At 42.9% G+C, this 21,246-nt stretch carries 18 protein-coding genes and 1 tRNA gene; 3 read left to right on the forward strand and 16 right to left on the reverse strand.

Annotated elements, in window-relative coordinates; translation table 11 throughout:
* Positions 1-38 precede the first annotated feature (38 nt).
* The 8 genes from DIU38_RS24090 to DIU38_RS24125 form a co-directional block, all read right to left on the reverse strand.
* On the reverse strand, positions 39-872 hold the full coding sequence (locus tag DIU38_RS24090; protein ID WP_112653305.1) for a universal stress protein: 834 nt from the start codon (positions 870-872) through the stop codon (positions 39-41).
* 85 nt (positions 873-957) lie between these two features.
* Positions 958-1,917, reverse strand: coding sequence for a zinc-dependent alcohol dehydrogenase family protein (locus DIU38_RS24095; protein ID WP_167516264.1), 960 nt, complete (start codon positions 1,915-1,917; stop codon positions 958-960).
* Between the two features lie 121 nt (positions 1,918-2,038).
* A complete protein-coding gene (locus DIU38_RS24100; RefSeq protein ID WP_112653307.1) occupies positions 2,039-2,719 on the reverse strand; it encodes a porin family protein in 681 nt (226 codons plus the stop codon).
* A gap of 136 nt (positions 2,720-2,855) precedes the next feature.
* Positions 2,856-5,294, reverse strand: coding sequence for a TonB-dependent receptor (locus DIU38_RS24105; protein ID WP_112653308.1), 2,439 nt, complete (start codon positions 5,292-5,294; stop codon positions 2,856-2,858).
* A 334-nt stretch (positions 5,295-5,628) separates the two neighbouring features.
* A complete protein-coding gene (locus DIU38_RS24110) occupies positions 5,629-6,270 on the reverse strand; it encodes a DUF4291 domain-containing protein (protein ID WP_112653309.1) in 642 nt (213 codons plus the stop codon).
* Between the two features lie 62 nt (positions 6,271-6,332).
* Complete coding sequence (locus DIU38_RS24115; RefSeq protein WP_146750465.1) at positions 6,333-7,211, reverse strand: sulfotransferase; 879 nt, start codon at positions 7,209-7,211, stop codon at positions 6,333-6,335.
* 7 nt (positions 7,212-7,218) lie between these two features.
* Positions 7,219-7,782, reverse strand: coding sequence for an adenylyl-sulfate kinase (locus DIU38_RS24120; protein ID WP_091176522.1), 564 nt, complete (start codon positions 7,780-7,782; stop codon positions 7,219-7,221).
* A gap of 175 nt (positions 7,783-7,957) precedes the next feature.
* A complete protein-coding gene (locus DIU38_RS24125) occupies positions 7,958-8,590 on the reverse strand; it encodes a class I SAM-dependent methyltransferase (RefSeq protein ID WP_243770673.1) in 633 nt (210 codons plus the stop codon).
* An 85-nt stretch (positions 8,591-8,675) separates the two neighbouring features.
* Here DIU38_RS24125 and DIU38_RS24130 point away from each other — a divergent pair, with 85 nt between their 5' ends.
* The gene (locus tag DIU38_RS24130; RefSeq protein WP_167516265.1) at positions 8,676-9,002 is read left to right on the forward strand and encodes an MmcQ/YjbR family DNA-binding protein; all 327 of its coding nucleotides are present in this window, start codon (positions 8,676-8,678) and stop codon (positions 9,000-9,002) included.
* A gap of 17 nt (positions 9,003-9,019) precedes the next feature.
* On the opposite strand, the gene DIU38_RS24135 is transcribed toward DIU38_RS24130, so the two are convergent.
* Together DIU38_RS24135 and tsaD are read right to left on the reverse strand one after the other, a co-directional pair.
* Positions 9,020-9,205, reverse strand: coding sequence for a hypothetical protein (locus DIU38_RS24135; RefSeq protein WP_091176516.1), 186 nt, complete (start codon positions 9,203-9,205; stop codon positions 9,020-9,022).
* Between the two features lie 107 nt (positions 9,206-9,312).
* On the reverse strand, positions 9,313-10,314 hold the full coding sequence (gene tsaD, locus DIU38_RS24140; RefSeq protein ID WP_112653313.1) for a tRNA (adenosine(37)-N6)-threonylcarbamoyltransferase complex transferase subunit TsaD: 1,002 nt from the start codon (positions 10,312-10,314) through the stop codon (positions 9,313-9,315).
* A 198-nt stretch (positions 10,315-10,512) separates the two neighbouring features.
* On the opposite strand from tsaD, the gene DIU38_RS24145 reads away from it, so the two are divergent.
* A complete protein-coding gene (locus DIU38_RS24145; RefSeq protein ID WP_112653314.1) occupies positions 10,513-14,943 on the forward strand; it encodes a translocation/assembly module TamB domain-containing protein in 4,431 nt (1,476 codons plus the stop codon).
* A 141-nt stretch (positions 14,944-15,084) separates the two neighbouring features.
* Here the strand turns inward: DIU38_RS24145 and DIU38_RS24150 are convergent, their stop codons facing one another.
* From DIU38_RS24150 to DIU38_RS24160, 3 genes are all read right to left on the reverse strand, one after another.
* Positions 15,085-16,290, reverse strand: a complete 1,206-nt coding sequence (locus tag DIU38_RS24150) for a bifunctional 3,4-dihydroxy-2-butanone-4-phosphate synthase/GTP cyclohydrolase II (RefSeq protein ID WP_112653315.1) — start codon at positions 16,288-16,290, stop codon at positions 15,085-15,087.
* 134 nt (positions 16,291-16,424) lie between these two features.
* The gene (locus DIU38_RS24155) at positions 16,425-17,879 is read right to left on the reverse strand and encodes an LptF/LptG family permease (protein ID WP_091175945.1); all 1,455 of its coding nucleotides are present in this window, start codon (positions 17,877-17,879) and stop codon (positions 16,425-16,427) included.
* Between the two features lie 107 nt (positions 17,880-17,986).
* Positions 17,987-18,367, reverse strand: a complete 381-nt coding sequence (locus DIU38_RS24160; protein WP_090534561.1) for an START-like domain-containing protein — start codon at positions 18,365-18,367, stop codon at positions 17,987-17,989.
* Between the two features lie 161 nt (positions 18,368-18,528).
* Here DIU38_RS24160 and DIU38_RS24165 point away from each other — a divergent pair.
* Positions 18,529-18,605 (forward strand) — tRNA-Met (locus tag DIU38_RS24165).
* On the opposite strand, the gene DIU38_RS34955 is transcribed toward DIU38_RS24165, so the two are convergent.
* The 3 genes from DIU38_RS34955 to DIU38_RS24180 form a co-directional block, all read right to left on the reverse strand.
* A complete protein-coding gene (locus DIU38_RS34955; protein ID WP_407716485.1) occupies positions 18,562-20,175 on the reverse strand; it encodes a recombinase family protein in 1,614 nt (537 codons plus the stop codon). The genes DIU38_RS24165 and DIU38_RS34955 overlap by 44 nt on opposite strands.
* A gap of 30 nt (positions 20,176-20,205) precedes the next feature.
* Positions 20,206-20,412, reverse strand: coding sequence for a hypothetical protein (locus DIU38_RS24175; protein WP_112653317.1), 207 nt, complete (start codon positions 20,410-20,412; stop codon positions 20,206-20,208).
* 211 nt (positions 20,413-20,623) lie between these two features.
* Positions 20,624-21,139, reverse strand: a complete 516-nt coding sequence (locus DIU38_RS24180) for a PH domain-containing protein (protein WP_112653318.1) — start codon at positions 21,137-21,139, stop codon at positions 20,624-20,626.
* Positions 21,140-21,246: the final 107 nt, after the last annotated feature.

Genomic DNA, 21,246 nt, shown 5'->3' on the forward strand with positions numbered 1-21,246 from the left:
AAACTTAAAAGACAAGGTGATAAAGTCGATACAAATATTTATTTAAGTATCAATACCGGGTGCCTGGCATTTAAAGACAAAGCTTCTGTTATGCTGCTGTGGGTTAAATTATAAAAAAAGCTGTGTTTGCCCGGCAGGGCAATGATCAATTGTACTTGCTGTTCTGTAGCAAAATTGAGTATGCCCCGTACAATATTTTTATCCTCCGAATAGTGAAGCTTACATTCATAACAATTAACCAGCTGTTTTACTGATGCTTCAAATTCGGCCTCCCGGCCAATATGTTTTTTCTTCGGGTCGACATACAGGAGCATTAGCTTTGGGTTAAGCCAGCTGTGCGACGTGTTAAGGCCTTTTAAAACGCCGAGCCGGGCTACGGCTTCCAAATCACAGGGTACCAGTGCCTGTTCTATTTTATGATAGTTACAATCGGGCGGAATAACCAATACTTTTACCGGACTGCTTTTTGCAATTTCGATAATCTGTTCGCCAATCATACTTAACTCATGCCCCATATCGCCGCCAACTATCATCAGGTCGGGGTGCTGATCTTCAACTACATTGTGTATAGCCCTAACGATAGGCTCAGTGCTAACTACCGTTTCTATCTCAATATTTTCGTGGCAGCGGTTTTTCAGCTTTTTCATGAGTTCCTTAAGCTGAACTTCTATTTTTTGCCGCTCATTTTCAATATCATCAGCGCTTATCAGTAAAAAATCGGGCGAAGGAAGGATTTGTTCATATACCGATGTATAATAACTTTTGAGCAGTATAATTTTCTTTACCGGCATATCACAACCCATGTCGGCTGCATATTTTATAGCATTGGTATTGGTGTCGGAAAAATCTACCGGTATTAATATAGTTTTCATAACAAACAATTTAGGTACGTACGAGACCCGTGCGCTTAATGCTAAATTTACGATTTGTTTAACTATTTAATACAACTATTTGCAGCTAAAACGCTAATAAAACCTTCCCCCCTTTATCATAAGCAAAAGCCTGCGCAAACTCATCAACTGTATAAGTTGCCGATGGGGAAAGCTGAAACTCGGCCCTGCCAATGGAATGTACTAAATGACTGATCATCTGAGTTTTTTCTTCGAGCGAAAGTCCTGCCACATATCCCCTCACACCAAAACCTTTAATGACCAGGTTTTTAAACACGACTTCGGCGTTGAGGTAGGCAGCCGGCTGTGGATCAAGCAAACCATAAACAATAAGGTGCCCTCCGGGCGATAATGAGGATATTATTTCAGTAGCCAGTTCCCCGCCTACCGCGTCAAGTGCCGCTTTGATGCCCTTGCCTTTGGTAATTTCATCAATAACCTGCTTAAGCTTACCGGGTTCGGGAACTATTACTTCCTCGGCTTTTAAAGCTAATAACTCTTGCTTTTGCGCCTCATCGCGTACTGTGGCTATAACACAAATACCTTTTTCGGCGGCAAGCTGTATCACTATGCGCGATACTGTAGAATGGCCCGCGGTAAGCAGCAGCCAATCGCCGCTTTTAACTTTTGCTTCCTCTATTAAACCATATGCGGTGTACGAATTGAGTAATAATTGCGCGGCTTTTGCTAATGGGAAGGTATCGGGCAATAATACCACGTCCTGCTCGTCAACTACCACATATTGTGCCCATGCCCCTATTTTACTAAAAGCTACCAGGCTTCCTTTAGGGATAATGCTGTCATGTCCGGCTTCTTCAACATAACCGGCGCCTTCCAGTCCCGCTATTTGGGGCAGCACTGGCTGATAGCGGTATTTTCCGGCAATAAAAAGCAGGTCGGCCGGGTGTACAGGGCAAGCCTTCACCCTGATGAGCAACTGGCCGGAAGCCGGTTTGGGGTAGGCTAAATGTTTCAGTTGTATCACATCAGCGGCATTGCCTGCCTGCTCAAAAACCAATGCTTTCATAGTTGAAATACAAATTTCGGCTATGAAAGTTTTGAATGAGGTTAACATCTGCTACATGGAGTGTAAGGTAAAACAAGTATGTTGGCAGGTCTGGTTTGCAAAATTGAGCTAAAAAGCTTCACTAAAATTTATACCCTAAAGCAATGCCCAGGCTCCGGGTCCTGGTTTTCTCGTACGGGTAATTACCAACCTCGATATTGGCAAGCCCTAAATTATGAACCGCATTAATCATTAAACCGTTATCAAACTCAAAGCCGGCGACTACGTTGGCTCCATAGTCGAAAGATTTAAAATTGCTCCTGTCATCACTGCCGAATTTGGCTTTGAAGCTAAAGTCGGCGGGAGATGATTGCCCTGGCGATTCGTTGCTTGCCGGTGTAAACCTGCCTGACAAAGCCCAACCAATATAAGGCCCGGCGCCCAGATAAAATTTGCCTCCATGAACCGGAATGTTATAAACCAGGTTAACCGGCACCTGGATATAATATAAACGCCATTTGCCATACATCCGGTAAACAATATCTCCGCTTAAAACTTCTTCGGTAGTTTTACTGCTTAATGAATTGAAAATAATAGCCGGCTGCAACGAAAACCTGTTGACATTAATGCTGGCAAAGGCCCCGGCGAAATAGCCGGACCCGTTTTTTTCGGCATCGCGGATCTGCACATCCGTGCCGGGCGTCCGGGATAACCAGGTGCTGCTTACGCCCGCCCTGATGCCAAATTGAATAGCGTTTGTTTGTGCGGACAATTTAAAACATGCCAATAATAGCAGGGACGACAAGGTTAAATGTAATTTCATGTTTGTGTAAAGTATGGTTTAGAAGGGATACGAAAAAATGCACCGGGATGCGACATTCAACAATAAATTTTAGCGATAAAAAAAGCTTACCCTTAAATGAGGTAAGCCTTTTATATATAATTGTATGCGATTATTTTTAAAACTTAATACTCATGCTTAATGTACCACGAGTTGGGTTTTGTGGCGCCAAACGGAACGACCAATATTTTTCGTTAGTCAGGTTGTCCAGCTTAAAGCCGATGCGGTATTTAGGCTGATCATAAAACACAGTGGCATCAACCGTGGTATATGACGGTATGGTGAATTTAAACGCAGCGGTATTGGTTTGGTACGAATCACTTCCGTAGTTGCCGCCCCCTCCAAAACCTAAACCCTGAACTTTACCGTGGGTAATGCGATAGCTCATCCATAGGTTGGCCAACCTTGCCGGACCTGAGTTGGCAGGACGTAAACCCTGCAGACCTGTGCCAGGAGCGGCGGCGGTAATTTTGCTGTTGTTATACGCAAAGCCAGCTACAATGTTGAAACCGTTAAAAGGATTAGCAATCAATTCAGCCTCGATACCTTTGCTGAGTTGAGTACCAGCCTGGGTTGAAAAGCCGGGATGGGCAGGATCATCCATAGTAGTGTTGGTTACCGAGATATCGTAGTAACTGATAGTCGAGTTGATCTTGTGATCCCAGGCATCAACCTTTACACCGGCTTCCCACTGGTTGGCATATTGCGGTTTAAAGGGTGTGTTATCAAAACTGGTGGCGCTTACATTATTAAAACCATTCATATAATTACCAAATAATGATACCTGGTCTTTAACTACATGGTAAACCAAACCAAATTTGGGCGACCACGCCGTTTGACTGAAATTGCCGGTGGTTTTGCCATCGGCGGGTGTGTAAGCGCCTTTGTTAACAAACCTGTCGATACGGATGCTGGCCATGGCATTCAGCCGTTCGGTAATATTAAACACATCCGATACATAGGCCGCATATGAACTTTGATTGTTTTGAACATAATCGCCGGGCTTGGGAGCGGCGGCGGCTACAAGTGCCGAAACTTTGTCTGCCGTAAAACTATTATAAGCTGCTCCCGGGTTAAGATAACTTATTGCCGGTGTGCTTACGGTAACATTGGTATTAGTGCTTTTTTGATTGTAAAATTCCAAACCTGCAACAATGCGGTTACGGAACTGACCGATTTTAAAATCGCCTATAAAATTTTGCTGTACGTTGGTGATATAGTAAGGATAATCTTCCTGGGTAGCCTGTCGTTTTATCTGTTTGGAACTATCAACAAGCGTAAATGCCGTAACCATGCCTTTGGTGGTCGAAAAAGTTTTATTGAACATGGTTTGCGATTTCCAGTGATCCGAAATTTTGTAATTGATCAATGAATAAAGATCAATTTGCCTGCTCAGGTAATCAACGCTATTGTTACCGAAAGAACGTTTATAGTTGATGCCCAGATCTTTAACATTATAGGTCTTTCCTTTGATATCCGGGGCAAGCCTGTAGGCCGAAGTAGCGTTCGAGTTACCTATTTCGGCGTCAACATCAACCGATAAACGATCATTAATGATGTAGGTTATGCTGGGGGCTACAAAAAAACCGCGGTTAAAGCCCGCGTCCTGGAAACTGTGCTCGTTGTGCAGCGCCGCGTTAACGCGGAACAATACGGTTTTATCCTTATTTAAAGGCATGTTAACATCGGCCGTAAGGCGGTTGAGATCGAAGCTGCCCGTTTGGTAAGCGATTTCGGTACGTGGTGTTTCATTGGGTTGTTTGGTAACACGATTAAACAAGCCACCGAATGAAGCCAGGCTGCTATTGAACAGTGTACCGGTAGGGCCTTTTATAGCTTCTATCTTTTCAATATCGGCAGGATCGATACTATTAAAATTATACCCCGCCACGCTGTTACGGATAAAGTTGCCGGTAACAAAACCTCTTGATAACAAGGTAGTACGCCCGTTATTATATACTAATGGCACACCCGTACCCGGGATATTTTTAAAACCATCTGCATAACTGGTTACAATTTGTTCTTTCATCAGTTCGCTGGTAACTACACTGTATACCTGCGGGTTTTCAAGGTTTTTCAGCGGCAGGCGGGCAACATCTTCAGTTTCTTTCTTCAGGAATTTGTTGTGCCTGGCGCTTTTCACATAAACCTCCTGCAGGTCTTTTGCCCCTTCGGTTAAAACAAAACCTACTGTGGTGGTTTCACCTGCACTAACAGTAATCTCTTTGGTTTGACTTTGCAGGCCGATAAAGCTTGCAACAACAGTGTATGGGCCAGCCGGAATATTCTTAATAGTAAAATGACCGCTTTGCCCAGTAGTAGCACCAAACTTAGTATTTGTTAAAAAAATATTGACAAACTCCGCAGCCTTACCATCGGCCGTTTTTACAGTACCCTTTACAGTTCCTGTGCCGGTTTGCGCAGTTGCATTGTAGTTTAAAAACAGCATCGTCAGCATGAAGCTAAAAGCTATTTTCATCACTACTTTAAAATTTGAAGAAACATTTGTTATGGCCGGCTTACCGGAAGCAAGAATAGGGGTAAATGTAAAATGCATATTTTACTTAATAATGAATTGATTAAAGGATCAGTATTAACTGATCCGGGCTACAGAGTGCACCAGGGCCCGGAACCGGCGCAAAGTTATATTTATTTAGATTAATTACAAATAAGGTTTTAAAATATAGGCTTCTAAGCTAACCATGAACATTTTTCACAAAATCATCGGGAAGTTTATTTGACGTGCTAAATGCGCCAGCAAAGAGATCAGTATTTTCCCCGGTTTAGGGTCCGGGCCTGGGCAGTACAAAGAAATGCTGCTATTTACATGGTACCTGATGCAAAGAAGTTTAGGTATTTGCCTAATCAAGATATAGATTTGATATTGTCGCTTATGGAGTGATCCCTACCCTTTTATTCAAGGCGTTATCAATAGTTCTGTAAACCCTTTCAACCGGTACCCGCAATTCATCAAGCCTGCCACTATCCAACAGGGATTTCTGTTGTTTAACAAAACCGGTGATATCCTCAATGCGGATAATTTGTTTTTTTCCGAAGTTTTCAAGTAACCCTCCTTTTAAGCCTAACTGTATAGCGCGGCGTTCCTGCTTATGCCCATATGGGTCATGATCGGGATCCCATTGCAGGCGTACTTCCCTTTGGTCGAGATCAGCCCGCCATTGTTCGTGGTTATCATGGTAACTGGGATTAAAGGACGAGATCACAGCTTCATTTAAAATAGACTCAAAATCTTTTTTGCTTATCCATAAAGCCAGCACACTTTCCTGGTTTTCCTTTTCGGCCCAGCCGCAGCGGTACGTCATCCACAAAAAATTAGGCTTAATCCACGACATGCGATTGTAGCTGTATTCATTCCCGCCTAAAAACTGGTTTTCGGCAGCGAAGCGGGCAATACTTTTTTTGTAAGCCTGGTAAACTACAATTTCCTCATTTATTTGATGAGCAAGAATATGTTGCCCGGTTTTTGGCCAGTGTTCAAGGGCCTGTTGGTAAAATTCTGTTATAATATTCATATTATAATATAACAAATTTTCACGGCAATATCAAGCACTACGGCCTTACCCTGTTTAGAAAACTACTCCTCCCTCCCCGGAAAACTTTCACTGCCCCGCATATAGCTGCCTAAACGTTTTAGCAGGTAGGTTGCTTTTATCAGCAATGTTTTATCGGTAACAAACTCGCTGATATCGTCTGCTTTGTTCATCAGCTCCTGCTTATACACGTCCTTAAAATCGAAATAATTGAGTGCAAACTTCCATTTGCCGGTTAAAAACGAAAAAACTTCGCTGTCGTTTTCAAGCAACTGCGAATAGTTAATTACCAGGTAATCATCGGGCTTCAGCTTTTTAAGCATTTTCAATATTGCTTCATTGTAATTGATCCATACTTTTAAATAGCTTTCGGCATGGTCATGGTAAAATGCTTTCAACCTGCGTGGCCGTCTGAAATGAGTCCATACCTGGCGCTGAATATATTTACGGGCCATGTACTTTTGATCAACGGATACAAAATCGCGCCTGAGTAATGAGCTAACCACCGATTGGTAATTACGCAAAACCACCAGGTACCTGGCGCCTGGCAGCAGCTTTGCATAAGTATCCAAAAAAAGGCAGGTACGCGGGTCTTTCCAGGCCCATTGGTCATAAAGCTGCTGTTTAATGCCAATTACTGCCTTCATCTTTTCAAGTTGATAAAGCGGCACCTCAATATCCCGGGTATCGGTTAGCCCCGATACTTCCAAACTGTTACGATCAAGGATCTCTTCATGCAGCTTCAAAAACTCCAGATCTTCAAAGTGGCCATCAACATTGCCTGTACCGCTGCCGCATAAGCGCTCGCCAATTTGCAGGCCGCAGCGGTTTAACCAATTGGTTATAAGCGATGTACCCGAACGGTGCATCCCCGCAATAATTAACGTTTGCCGGGGCGTGAATTTAACTGTTGTATTGATCATAGCTTGGTTAATAACGGCCGGCTGGCTGTAGTTGCTTAATTTGCTCCTGCTGATAGTTGTCAAGAATAAAACCTGCCAACATTTCGGTTGCTTCGGTCTGCCTGGTAATATGGGTGTTGATATACAAATCAGGCGATGACGGGATTTGGAAAGGGTCATTAACACCGCTTAGGTTAGTTACCTTGTCCGGATGCCCCTCGGGCAATAACGCGCGCTTGTAAAGGCCTTTGGTATCCCTTTGCAACAGCGTTTTAACCGGGCAATCAATATGGATCAGCTTCACATCAGGGTAAGTCGCTATCAGTTCACGGCGGATCACATCATATGGGTTTATAGCGCTGACAATAGTCACCACACCATGCCCGGATAATTTACCGGCAATAAAACCGAGCCTGCGGATATTTTCAAAACGGTCTTCCCTGGTGTAACCCAGGTTAGGGAACAGCTTTTGACGGTATACATCAGCATCAATAATTTCAACAGGGATATCAGTATCAGATAACCTCATTTTAACATGTTGAGCAAGGGTGGTTTTACCTGATCCGGATAACCCGCAAAGCAGAATAATCATAAGGTGGTGTGTTAAGCGTTAATAATAATTGTTGTGTAAACCGTTATTGAAAGCTTAACGCAAATATTTCGGACGAAATTGTTGTTAACACTTACTGTATCGATACATGGCAACATTGTATCGATGAACAGCAAAATGACGTAGACGGAGAGAAAACTTCAGCAGTTAATTATGATTACTGCTTCTGCATGCACCAGGTTGTCATACAGCGCAGGTTTTGCACGTTGGTGGTTTTTATAGGTTCATAAAGTTGAGCGCCCAGTTCACGGGTATATTCAAGCAGGATGCCTTCATTTACCAAAAATCGTTCGGAGCCGTCGGGCAGCAGGTAGCGGTAATTGCCTAAAGGTTGTACCAATGTTTCAATGCCGATATCAGATGCAAGCCTTGCAAAGAAATAACCGCCTGGTTTCAGTACGCGCCACAGTGAGCGCACCATATTGTCAAAATGCTCGGCATCATTAGCAAAATGCAACACGGCGCTGCAAATTACCAGGTCAAACTGTCGGTCATCAAAAGGCAAGTCTTCAACAGTACACCGTTTAAAATTATCAGGCGAATGATCAGGGCACAGATCGGCGGATAGCCGTTTGGCCAGTTCAACAGCATACTCGCTTTGATCAATACCATAAACCTTGAAGCCGTTTTGCAAAAAATAAGCTATGTTTCGCCCTTCGCCGCAACCTGCGTCAAGTATAGTGCGGCAATCGTCAAAACGCCCTTTTAATAACTGGTCGAATAAATAGATATCGATATCGCCGTATAATTTCCGGAGGTTATTGCTGTTCATGGCCAATCCTGTTTTCACCCGAAATTACTGTTTTATTGGATGCCATGGAGAAAACTTGTTAACTTTAAGTATGGCTACCGATATGTATATTTTTTTTCAGTTTATGAAAAGCACCTTGTTGCCGCTGCCGGGTGTTACCCATAAAATGCACTTTGAGCATCCTGCATTTTACGTTAACGATAAGATCTTCGCCAACATACATGAAAAGGATGAGCAACTGGCTATTTACACCACCGAGCGCGAAAAATGGATGGCGCTTGACCCGCATACCTTTTTCATTACCCCGCATTACCAAAATTATAAATACATGCTGGTGAGCCTCGAAACCGTTTCACCCGGCGATCTGAAGCACCTGTTAATAACAGCTTACCTTGCAAGGGCCACCAAAAAACTGATCAGGGAATATGAAAAGATGACAGCAAATGGTTAGCCCGCTGCGCTTTAAGCTTATGGCCGTACGCCATTCAAAGCGTCGCGGTTAAGATAAACGTAAATCAAGACCCCTACCACCAAAACCGCCAGCACTACAAGCCCGATCTTCCCTTTTTTCTTATCCTGGCGCATAAGCCAAACCATCGCTGCTATTAGCGGAATAACAAAAACAATGTAAAAAATATATCCTGATGCGTTCATATGCCCCCTAACCCCCTAAAGGGGGAATGTTAATGTGTTATTTATTTTTATAATATCATCTTTATACTAAGCTTCAGCCATACCTCCCCCTTTAGGGGGCCGGGGGGCTAAAAAGCCATCCTTGCCATCGGGGCAACGTCCTGCCCTATAAACTCGCCTTTAAGGTATTTATGATAGCCTGCTATGGCAATCATGGCGGCGTTATCAGTACAGTATTCCATTATAGGGATAAAGCTGTTCCACCCATTTTGTTCGGCCATGGCCTGCAGTCCTAACCTTAAGCCTGTATTGGCCGATACGCCACCTGCCAAAGCTATATCTTTAATGCCATATGCCTGCGCTGCTTTTTGCAGTTTGTTAAGCAAGATGGTAGCGATCCGTTTTTCTACAGATGCGCAAATATCGGCCATGTTCTGGCTAACAAAATCAGGGTTTTGAGCTACGTTATCGCGGATAAAATACAGAATGGAAGTTTTCAGGCCACTAAAGCTAAAATCATACCCCGGGATCTGCGGCTCCGGGAACTTATAAGCATCAGGGTTCCCCTGGCGTGCATATTTATCAATGAGCGGTCCGCCGGGATAAGGCAAGCCTAAAATTTTACTGGTTTTATCCATGGCTTCGCCGGCGGCATCGTCAAGGGTTTGCCCTATGATCTCCATATCAAAATAATCTTTCACCAGCACAATTTGCGTATGGCCGCCGGATACGGTGAGGCAAAGGAAAGGGAACGAGGGATTTTTATCGCCGATGAAATGCGCCAGGATATGCGCTTGCATATGGTTGATATCAATAAGCGGGATGCCTTTTGCTAAGGCAAAGGCTTTTGCAAATGACACACCTACTAAAAGCGAGCCTAAAAGTCCGGGACCGCGTGTAAAAGCTACCGCATCAATATCATTTTTGCTTACTTTTGCGTTTAATAACGCCTGCTGAACAGCCGGAACAATATTTTGCTGATGAACCCTTGAGGCTAACTCCGGGACCACGCCTCCATAGGCCTCGTGTATGGTTTGATTGGCAATAACATTGCTCATGATCACGCCATCAACACAAACCGAAGCTGAGGTTTCATCACATGATGATTCGATTCCTAAAATTACGGGCACGTGTTTAATTAATTATTGAGTTATTGAATTAGCGAATTAGTGATTTATCATTTAGCGGCAAACCATCTTTCTGCAAAATTGTAGAGGAATAGTAATGAATTCGCTAAATCACTAAATCATTAATTTATTTAAAGGTGCAAAGTTATTAAAAAAGTACTCAAAATATTCCTGGGCCTGGTATTGTTCATTTTATTGACATTGAGCATACTTTTGCTCACATTTCAGTTTAAGCCGGTACAAACCTGGGCTGCCAAAAAAGCAGCAGCTTACCTTGCCGGCGAATTGAAAACCAAGGTTGGGATTAAAAGCCTTTACCTCAGGCCATTTCGCTCGGTGGTAATTGAGGGGCTTTATATTTTGGATAAGAAGCGGGACACTTTACTAAGCACACCCCGATTAGCTGTTGATATTGAGGGTTTTTATCTTTTCAGAAGTATTAAACGCCGTACCATCAACTTTTCCAATATCGAACTGGATAATGGCTCCTTCTATCTCAAAAAACAAAAAGACAGTACTACCAACCTGCAATTTGTTATAGATTATTTTAATTCGGCGGATACCACCAAAAAAAACCAAAACAAACCCTGGACGCTAAATTTTGGAACCATTGCTATCAATAACTTTCATTTCAGGTACAAGAACAGCCTGCGCGATACGGTAATAGCCGGGGTTAACTTTAACGACCTGGATGTTCAGCATTTCAGCACGTTGATACAGGGTATGGATTTAAAGAACCACCTGTTTAAAGCCAATATAAAAAGCCTAAGCCTGCATGAAAAAAGCGGGTTCACCGTAAAACACTTCGCATCGGACGCTACAATAGATACCAATCAAATTTTACTAAGGCACCTGGCCATTCAAACACCCCGATCAGACCTGAAGGATTATTTCAGGATGAAGTTTAAATCGTTTGATGATTTTGATGATTTTGAAAACAAGGTGCACATGGATGCCAGCTTTAAATCGTCACACATTTCGTCATCAGATATTTCCTACTTTACCAGTTCATTAGAAAAAGTGAGTTTTGATTTGGGTATTGACGGGCAGGCCAAAGGTTATGTGAACAACCTCAAAGCCAAAAAAGTGACCATTACCGGCGGGCAGGCCACTTTTGTTAAAGGCGATTTTAACCTGCACAACCTTACCGATTGGGACAACGCATTCCTTGAGCTAAAATTTGACCAGGTTGCCTCCAACAAAAAAGACCTTGATTACCTGATCAGCCATTTTTCGGGAACGCCTACAGAAAAGGCCCCAGCCATACTTTCCAAATTCGGCAACTTTAATTTTACCGGCAGGTTTACCGGCTCACAGAATGATTTTGTTGCTTATGGTGTTTTCAAAACTGCACTCGGTCGTTTTGATTCTGACATCAACCTTAAAATTGATAAAAATGGCCGTCCAAGCTACAGCGGCAGGGTTAACGCCTATGCTTTTGACCTGGGCACCCTGCTTGATCAAAGCGACTTGGGCAGGGCCACCTTTACTTCAAACATACAGGGCAGCGGCGACGCGCTGAAAAGCCTTACTGAAAAAGTGGATGCCAAAATCGCATCCGTCACCTATAATAACTACACCTATAACAGGCTTACACTTAACGGCAGTTTTATAAACAGGCTGGCCAACGCTCATATTACCATAAACGACAGGAACATAAAGCTTGACCTTAAAGGCAAGGTTAACCTTAATCCCGCTTTGCCAACTTATGATTTAACTGCCGATATCAGGGACGCTAACCTGAACAAGCTTGGTTTTACCAAAGATACTTTAACTGTAAGCACGCTGCTTAAAACCCAGTTTAAAGGCGATGACCTGGCCAATTTGCAAGGGAACATCCTGTTTTCGCCGGCAAGGGTGATCAATCCGCGGAATAATTACGCGGTTGACTCGCTTTACCTATCAGCAGAAGGAATAGGTAATAACCGCACCATCGCTTTAAAATCTGACTTTGCCGATGGTAGCATCAAGGGCAAATACGATCTTGCAACGTTGCCTTCGTATTTTAAAACCATCGTTAAAAAGTATATCCCTTCTATAAAAACAACTATAGTGCCGCCTAAGCCGGAGGAGTTTGATTTTAATCTCAACCTTAAAAACCTCGATCCGCTTACAGCGATTTTCCTGCCCGATCTGAAAATCCCCGACCAGGGAACTTTTGTTGGGCAGTTTAACTCGGAAAAGAAAACGGCTACGCTATCGGGCTATATCAAAACGCTTAAATACGGCAAAACAGTTTTCCATGATTTTATTATTGACGAAAACACTACCGATAGTTTGCTGGGCCTCAACGTGTCCCTGAGGAGGGTTGACCTAACCGACAGTCTTTTTATCAAGGATATCAACATTACCAACTTCCTGAAAAACGACAGCCTTAACTTTAACGTTAAGCTCTCCGATAAAAACGCTGTTAACCAGCTGGACCTTTACGGCCTGGTTGAATTTGGCCGCGATACTACGGCCAAACTGAAACTGCTGCCATCAGACGTGATACTGGAAAAAGAGAAATGGAAGATCCAGGAGCAGGTGCGCATCCGTTTACTGGACGGCAAAACACAGGTATCGGGCTTTGAACTTTCAAACGGGCCGCAAAAAGTATTTATCGATGGTTTTATATCCGATAACCCCGCCGATCAGTTAAAGCTCTCGTTCCAGAAATTTAACATGCGTACGTTTAACCAGCTCACGCGCACTTCGGGGGTAAACTTAAAAGGCTACCTGGATGGTGACGTTAAACTGACCTCGGTGCTCAAATCCCCGGGGGTTGATTCGCATTTAACTGTCGATTCGCTTGTCATGAACAAGACATTGGTGGGCAATGTAAAACTGGTTACCACACTTGGTAACGACCGCAAGCAGGCCGATGTTAATATGAATATCATTAACCGCGGCCTGGAAACCATGAACATTGGCGGCACCTACTCGTTTGGCAAAGAGACTGATGATAACCTTGATTTTGATATCAAGATGAACCAAACCGAAGCTATTATATTTGAGCCTTTTATTAAAGACCTTGTTTCGGATATAAAAGGCCATGTTTCAACCGACCTCAAACTTACCGGCAAGCCCTCAAACCCACAACTTAACGGTACAGTTACACTTGTTAACACCGGCCTTACCGTTAATTATTTAAAAACAGCTTATACGGTTAATAACAAGCTGGATGTCAACAACAGCATTATCAGCATTAAGGATATGGTTTTGAAAGACATTCACAAAGGTACCGGAACCGCCAATGGTACCGTAAACCTCAATAACCTATCCAACCCGGATATTGATGTAACCCTTAAAGCCAATAACCTGATGGCCCTGAATACCACATTCAAGGACAATCACCTTTATTATGGTACAGCTTATGGCACAGGTACTTTCAGCTTTAATGGCCCGGTTGATAACATGAAGATTGATATTACCGCCAGCACCAATGCAGGTACCGTTTTCAATATCCCCCTTAATACCTCGTCAACCGCCAATGATTACGATTTCATTAAATTTGTAAGCCATAGTGACACCGCTAAAGTTGTTGCCAAAGAGCGTGCTTTCAACGGTGTTACCCTAAACTTTGATTTAAGCGCCGATGAAAAAACTATTGTAAAAATAGCTACTGATTATGGCCAGCTTGAAGGCAGCGGCGTTGCCCGTAATTTAAAATTGAATATTAACAGCCTGGGCGATTTTGAGATGTACGGTGACTTTTTAATATCATCAGGTAAGTTTGAATTTACTGCCAAAAACTTTATCAGTAAAAACTTTACGGTAAGCCAGGGCGGCACCATCCGGTGGACGGGCAACCCTTCAAACGCGGAAATAAACCTTAAAGCCTTGTATGAAGTCCGTACCAGTAAAGCGCCGCTGTATACTGCCGCAGGCCTGCAAACTCCTACCTCGGGGCAGCAAACTTTGGTACAGGCCGAACTGATCCTGACCAAATCACTGTTACAACCTAATATTGATTTCGACTTTAACTTTCCTACCGATCCATCTGTTAAGGACGATCTGGCGACTTACCTTGCCGATGCCAATAACCGGAGCCAGCAGGCTATCAGCATTATCGTTCGCCGTAACTTTACCTCAAACAGTAATAACTTAACCAACCAGGTGCTGGGTACAGCCGGCGAGGCGGTGAGCGAATTTGCATTTAACAAGCTTAACAGCCTGATTTCGCAATCGAACATTAAATATTTTGATTTGAACATTCGCTCATTAAATGAAGCAAGCGCATCGTTCAGGTTTTATGGCGACAGACTTACATTTAACGGAAGCTTATTTAGTAATAATGGCTCAAATGATATTTTTAATAATAACAACAGCAACCTGTTTAACCAACGCTTTAACAGCCTTACCAAAGACTTTGAGGCCTTATACAAAATACGCCGAGATGGCAACCTAACGGCAAGATACTCTTACAGGGCGTTAAACAACGTAACACTAAGCAGCCTTACAGATGTGTTGGCACCACAGTATGTAAACGGATTAGGTTTGGTTTACCAGCGTGACTTTGACACCTTCGGCGAGTTTATCCGGAACATATTTAGACAGGGCCGCCGCAAAAACGCACCGGTTAACCCCGCTCCTATCCCATCATCAATTACTACACCGGCAACCAGACCCGATGAAGATGAGGACCAGTAGAGCTGCAGGCTTAGAGCCAAAAGCTTTCCTGCACAAATACATTGAATAGTAAAAGGCTTAAAGCAGATCGCTTTAAGCCTTTTACTATAAATTATTTATTTCGCTTTAGGCTTTCAGCCTTTCGCTTTTAGCTTATAACGATCAATGATCCCGCATAATGGCATGGTCCATCTTGTCGCGTTTGGTGCGCAGGTAAGCTTCGTTATGAGGGTTTGAGGCTATTTCGATAGGTACGTTTTCAACAACTTCCAAACCGTAGCCGATAAGGCCTGCACGTTTTTTGGGGTTATTGCTCATCAAACGCATTTTGGTGATACCGAGGCTGCGCAGGATCTGTGCACCGATGCCATAATCGCGCTGATCCATCTTAAAGCCCAGCTTCAGGTTAGCGTCAACAGTATCATAACCGTTTTCCTGTAAATGATAGGCCTTTAATTTATTGATCAGGCCAATGCCGCGGCCTTCCTGGTTCATATAAACAATAGCGCCCTTACCTTCCTTGCTGATCATCTCCATTGCTTTATGCAACTGCGGACCGCAATCGCAACGGCATGAGCCAAAAATATCGCCGGTAACGCATGAGCTATGCACACGGACCAAAATAGGCTCACCGGGCTCCCAGGTACCTTTTACCAGGGCAAGATGATTTTCGCCGGTATCAACCTGCGTATAAGCTATCATGTCAAAATCCCCCCATTCGGTGGGCATCTTAACAGCTACTTCACGTCTTACCATCGACTCATGCTCCAGGCGATAAGCAATGAGATCTTTGATAGATACTATTTTGAGGTTAAATTCTTTCGCAATCTCCAGCAAATCGGGCAGACGGGCCATTTCACCATCTTCCTTCATAATCTCGCAGATAACACCGGCCGGTTCCATTCCGGCTAAAACAGCCAGATCAATAGCAGCTTCGGTATGCCCGGTACGGCGCAGTACACCGCCATCCTTAGCTATCAGCGGGAAAATATGCCCCGGGCGACCAAGATCTTCGGGTTTAGTAGCCGGATCGATCAGCGCAAGTGTGGTTTTTGACCTGTCGCTTGCAGAAATGCCTGTAGTGCAGCCATGCCCAAGTAAATCGACAGAAACCGTAAAATTAGTTTCGTGCGATGTGGTGTTATGGCTTACCATAGGCATCAAGTCAAGTTCGCGCGCCCTTTGCGCCGTAATTGGGGCGCAAACCAGGCCGCGGCCATGGCGTACCATAAAATTAATTGTTTCGGGGGTGGCATTGCGGGCGGCCGTTAAAAAGTCGCCCTCGTTTTCACGATCTTCGTCATCAACTACGATAATTGTTTTACCTGCTTTGATTTCTTCAATCGCTTCCTGTATGGTGTTTAACATTCTATACTTACTTGTTGGGTAGCGCCTAAACGCTTGTTTAATCTAAATCAAATTTAACGCATATTACCATGACTTGGGTCGGCCTTGTGTAAAATGATAATGCTTTTATAATATGGCGTTTATTAAATATACCGTTAATGACCGTGGCGGGTTGCCTTGGGCTTAAACTTTGCTGCCACGCGGTTTACAAAACGTTTATAAATCTCCATATCAAACAAGGCGGAGTCTGTAGCCGCTTTATAAGAGAGGAACAAACCGATAGGCAGCAGCGTGATAATAGAAATCCACATGCCCAAATACTTGTTAATATCGCCGCCCTTAACCGATTTTTCGCCAATGGTGGTAATGATATAGTAAATGAGGAAAAATACCACCGAAACTACAACCGGCAAGCCCAAACCACCTTTGCGGATAATGGAGCCCAGCGGTGCACCAATTAAAAACAATACCAAACAAGCTACCGAAAGGTTATATTTTTTTTGATACTCTACAAAATACCTGCGGATACCTTCCGAATCGCCTTTATACCTGTCGCTCCGGTTTTTGATCACATCCTTGATCGATCTTATTTCGGAAGCCGCACTGTTGAGGCTCATTTGCTGTTCGGATAAGGTAAGGCCCTGAAAAACATCTTTTTTAGGATCAAACTCTTTATATTTTTTAATAACCTTTGATTGCGCAGGTATTGAATAGTATTTAATGTATGGGGTAACCAGTTTATAATTCACCATCACATTGCTATCTACTGAACGTTGCGACGAATCGAGATAATGCCTCAACTGTTTAATGTTCATCATTTGAGATGCCGATTTGAACTCACTTTCACTGGTGCGGGTGAGCTTAAATGCCGACAGATCAAACTTGGTTTCGGTTTCCTTAAAACGCTCCCGCAGCAGGCGCTGCCTCGTATTATATGTGGCATTTTCGGAAGCGGTTTCTTCATATGTCACCCCATCCTTTAAACGTAATACCAGGTATTTATCGCCCATGGTACGAAACATGGTGCCCTCGCGGGCCAGGATCACCGAATTGTTATTATCACCTTTCTCACTTTTTTTATAGATCATGATATCATACAACCGCTGTCCGTCCGGGTCTTTACGCTTTACACGGATTGTGTAGCCGGGAAAACTGGTACTGAACACCCCCTCGGGCAGCAAATCGGCCGATTTTTGTTTGCGGGCATCATACAGCAGCGAATAATATTTAAGGTTGGCCACCGGCAGCATATAATCAGAAAAAAAGAACGCCGCGATACTAAGTATGGAAATGATCACGATCATTGGGTACATGGCCCGGCGCAACGAAATGCCTGCCGCTTTGATAGCAACAAGCTCGTAATTTTCGCCAAGGGAGCCATAGGTCATGATGGTAGAGAGCAGGATGGATAAAGGGAGGGCCATTTGAACATTGGTGGCCGAATTATACATCATGAGCTCCAGGATGGTATACCAGGCAAAGCCCTTGCCAATAAGGTCGTCAATGTATTTAAACAAAAACAACATCAGCAACACAAACATCACGATGAAAAGCGTAACCAAAAAAGGCCTTATAAATGATTTAAGGAGTAAAAGGTGGATCTTCTTCATTAGTGCTATTTGCAATTAACAGGGGCAAAACCAGTTAGCCGCACAGTTAAAACCCTTTAACGTGCAAAACCAGTTCAGCGTACAAAATTAGCTAAAATAAAGTTTTATCAGGCGCCCAATACACTTATGAGGTAATCGATAGAGTTATCCCAGATCTGCTTTCGTTCTGTGATGGCATCTTCGGTTGCAAAATCAGTAATGGCCAGGGCTACATCATTGGTAAGCTCATCCTGCATTATTTCCATTTCAAAATAATACTGGGCATCATCATCGAGCCATTTAAAACGTACGGATCTGTTTTCCTTAACTGAGCAAAGTTTGGCTTTTTGCGATTCGTCATCCCATGTAAAAGTATAAACATGGTCACGAATATTAACCTCATCGGCAAACCATTGAGACAAGCCATTAGGCTCGCTTAAGAAGCTGAACAGGATACGCGGAGATGACTTAATCTCGTACTCAATGGTAAATTTTTTCTTTTCGGACATTCGGTTTACACTTAAAAAAACAGGAACAAAAGTAAATGTGAAACATTTTTTCTAAAGAAAACGAATTTCTACTATATTTGCAAACCTTTTTAGGGACGGCCACTTGTTTTAAAGCAAAGCCACTCTTTTTACTAACCACAAAAAGAGCCATAAAAACAAACGGCGGGGTAGCTCAGATGGTTAGAGCGTAGGATTCATAACCCTAAGGTCGGCAGTTCGATCCTGCTCCCCGCTACCAAACAGGCGAAAGCGGCAAAATCCAGGTTTAATTCTGGTATGCCGCTTTTTTTATTGCTTATAAGTTGCTGAAGATAAGTGAGATACAAAAAAAGAGAATTTATTCGGGGAGTTCGAACTTCTTCCTTTTTCTTACTAAAAGTGATACCCTCTGGAAACACCAAAGACTGGATCTGTTGCTTACTCACATAGTCGCTTAAAACCCACTTTTCAGCCATTTTAGAGGCTATTTCTATGGAAATGTCAATACAATTTCCCAGGTTCGAACTTTTTTTGGAGGCGTTTAAAAGTTTACGCTCTAACTCGCCTTTTTCCTGGTGATATTTCTCCAAGAACTTATTGTATAAGTCACTATTAATTTCCTCTTCTACGTAACGTTCCTCAAGCCTACCTATCCTTTTCTCCAGTTCTTTGTATTGGTTAGATAAAGAAACATAAGCTTCTTCTTCTCCCTTAAAAAGTTGATTAAATGTTGCTATAGCTTGTTGACGGATGAGTTTTAAAAAATCATTGTCTAAGTTCAAAGTGAAATTATTTAATAATTTATAAAACGTCTCATTCAATGACGAAGCATTTTTGTTGGTATTACATCCAAGCGTTTTACATTTGTAATAATGAATGTTCTTTTTGCGCATTAAGTAACCTGTTAAAGGTTTACCGCATTCCGCACATTTAGTAAATCTTTTCAAAGGAATTGCATTATTCTCCTCTTTTAAAGAGTATCCATGAGCATTTTGATCTAAGATTCCGTTTACTTTTAAAAAGGTGGCTTTTGATATTAATTTCTCTTGATTGCCTTCAACAACCCGCCCTTCTAACATATTATGGGCCATTAACCCACAATAGAATGGGTTTCTAAAAATTTCAGAGATCCTTTGATGGTTTAATTTTAGCCCTTTGTCATTTAATTTTTGACGGATGGCTTCATTGGAAAGATTGTATTGCGCTTTCATCTCAAATGCCTCCCGCAAGAGCTTCCCTTTATGATTAACAACAATCTTGCGAACCCCGTTACTGCGTACGATATCAAAACCAAGCGGTGCCGCGGTAGGCCAATCGCCGCGGAGCAGCATTTCTTTAATCCCGGCGGTACATTTTTGCTTTCTTAACTGATTATCAAACTCACCGAATAAGAACAGCATCTTTTGTTGCATCTGTCCGGATGCGCTTGATGTGTCTATTGGCTGAGTAACTGAAACTATTTCTATACCCAGCTTTCTTAACTCGCCGCTTAACCAGATTGAATTGTCATTTCTTGAAAAACGTTCCAGGCTATAAACTAAGATATATGATACCTTTTCCTTTGACTTCTTTACGAAGGCCAACATGGCGATGAATTCCTTACGCTCATCATTTTCAGCGCTTTCATAAGTGCCTCCAAATTGGGCAAGTACTTTGTATTTTAATCGCTCGGCATATTGGTTACAACCTTTAAGCTGCGTACCCAAACTCAAATTGTCAGCCTGTTCCCGACTGCTTACTCGTGTATAAATCACGCAGTTTGTACCACGTACCTTATTTGATGTTATAGTACCTTTTGCAAAGGTGTCAAATGGAGAAATTTCAATCATGCCAGAATGCTTTAAAAAGCTTTATATAGGTTAAATTTCGCCATTTTCAGGGGGTTTTCCAAGGTTTTTTTCGGAAATATCGGCGCATCTGAAGGCGATTTCTGTAATGGTTTTGATGGTAAGCAGAAAGTCTGCGATTTGACTTTCCTCGAGTTTGGCGAATGCGGGATGGCCCTTTATTTCTTCGACGGTAAGATCTGTCTTACGTAGAATATCTAAGCCCTCAAATTTATTCACCTTATTAAATTTTGATGTGGATGCGTTAAGAAGGTTTTCTTAACGTGATTATGGAATGAGGTTGCAGCATAGCGCATAATCCATATGTGATCAGGTAGCCTTAGCCAGCGATGTTGTAACTGGCTAAGGTTAAAGACACCTTTAGTTGGTGCGGGGACACTGGGAATGTCCCTTAGTAGCATGGATCTGATCCAAATTAACAAAGCATTCGTTACAGTAAGCCTTCCGCTTTGGCTTTACCGGCCAGAGCTTCTGCGGCATCAAGCATATTTTGATAATAGTTTTTGCGCACCTCCAAAAAATCAATGATGCCGCTGAATGCAATTTTCATCTTTGCAAGGCTAACTCCTCTTAACGTGAACTGGGCCTCAGATTGTTCATTAACGGTAATTGTGACACTAACGACATCAACCAGGCGCATGTAAAAGTTCTGGTGAATATCGTAGTTCTTTACCTGTAGGTGTTCCACCCATTCCACTTTCTTGTTCAGCAGGCCTTTACTAATCAAAAAATATTCGGGAGTAATTAAGTAGGTATGAGATTGCAGTAACAGAACGTGGTAGAAAAAAGCGAAAAGGGAAATCCAACTGACTATGATCAGCAGCGGATGCACATAATATCCGGCGACAGTCAATATAAAAAACACTAAAAGCCAGGGCGCTGTGCAAATGGCTGTATAGCGGATAGATGGCCTGACAGGCGCTATCCAAACCTGATGTAGATTCATGATATTAAAATAAAAAGATGAATGAGCTGTAAAAAGCCTAACCCGGAAGGGGAAAAAAGAAAGGTTTAAAAATAGAAAAGTCCTGAACGCTCGCCGCCAGGACTCTT

It is taken from the genome of Mucilaginibacter metallidurans (genome assembly GCF_003286435.2).
Taxonomy (GTDB): domain Bacteria; phylum Bacteroidota; class Bacteroidia; order Sphingobacteriales; family Sphingobacteriaceae; genus Mucilaginibacter; species Mucilaginibacter gossypii.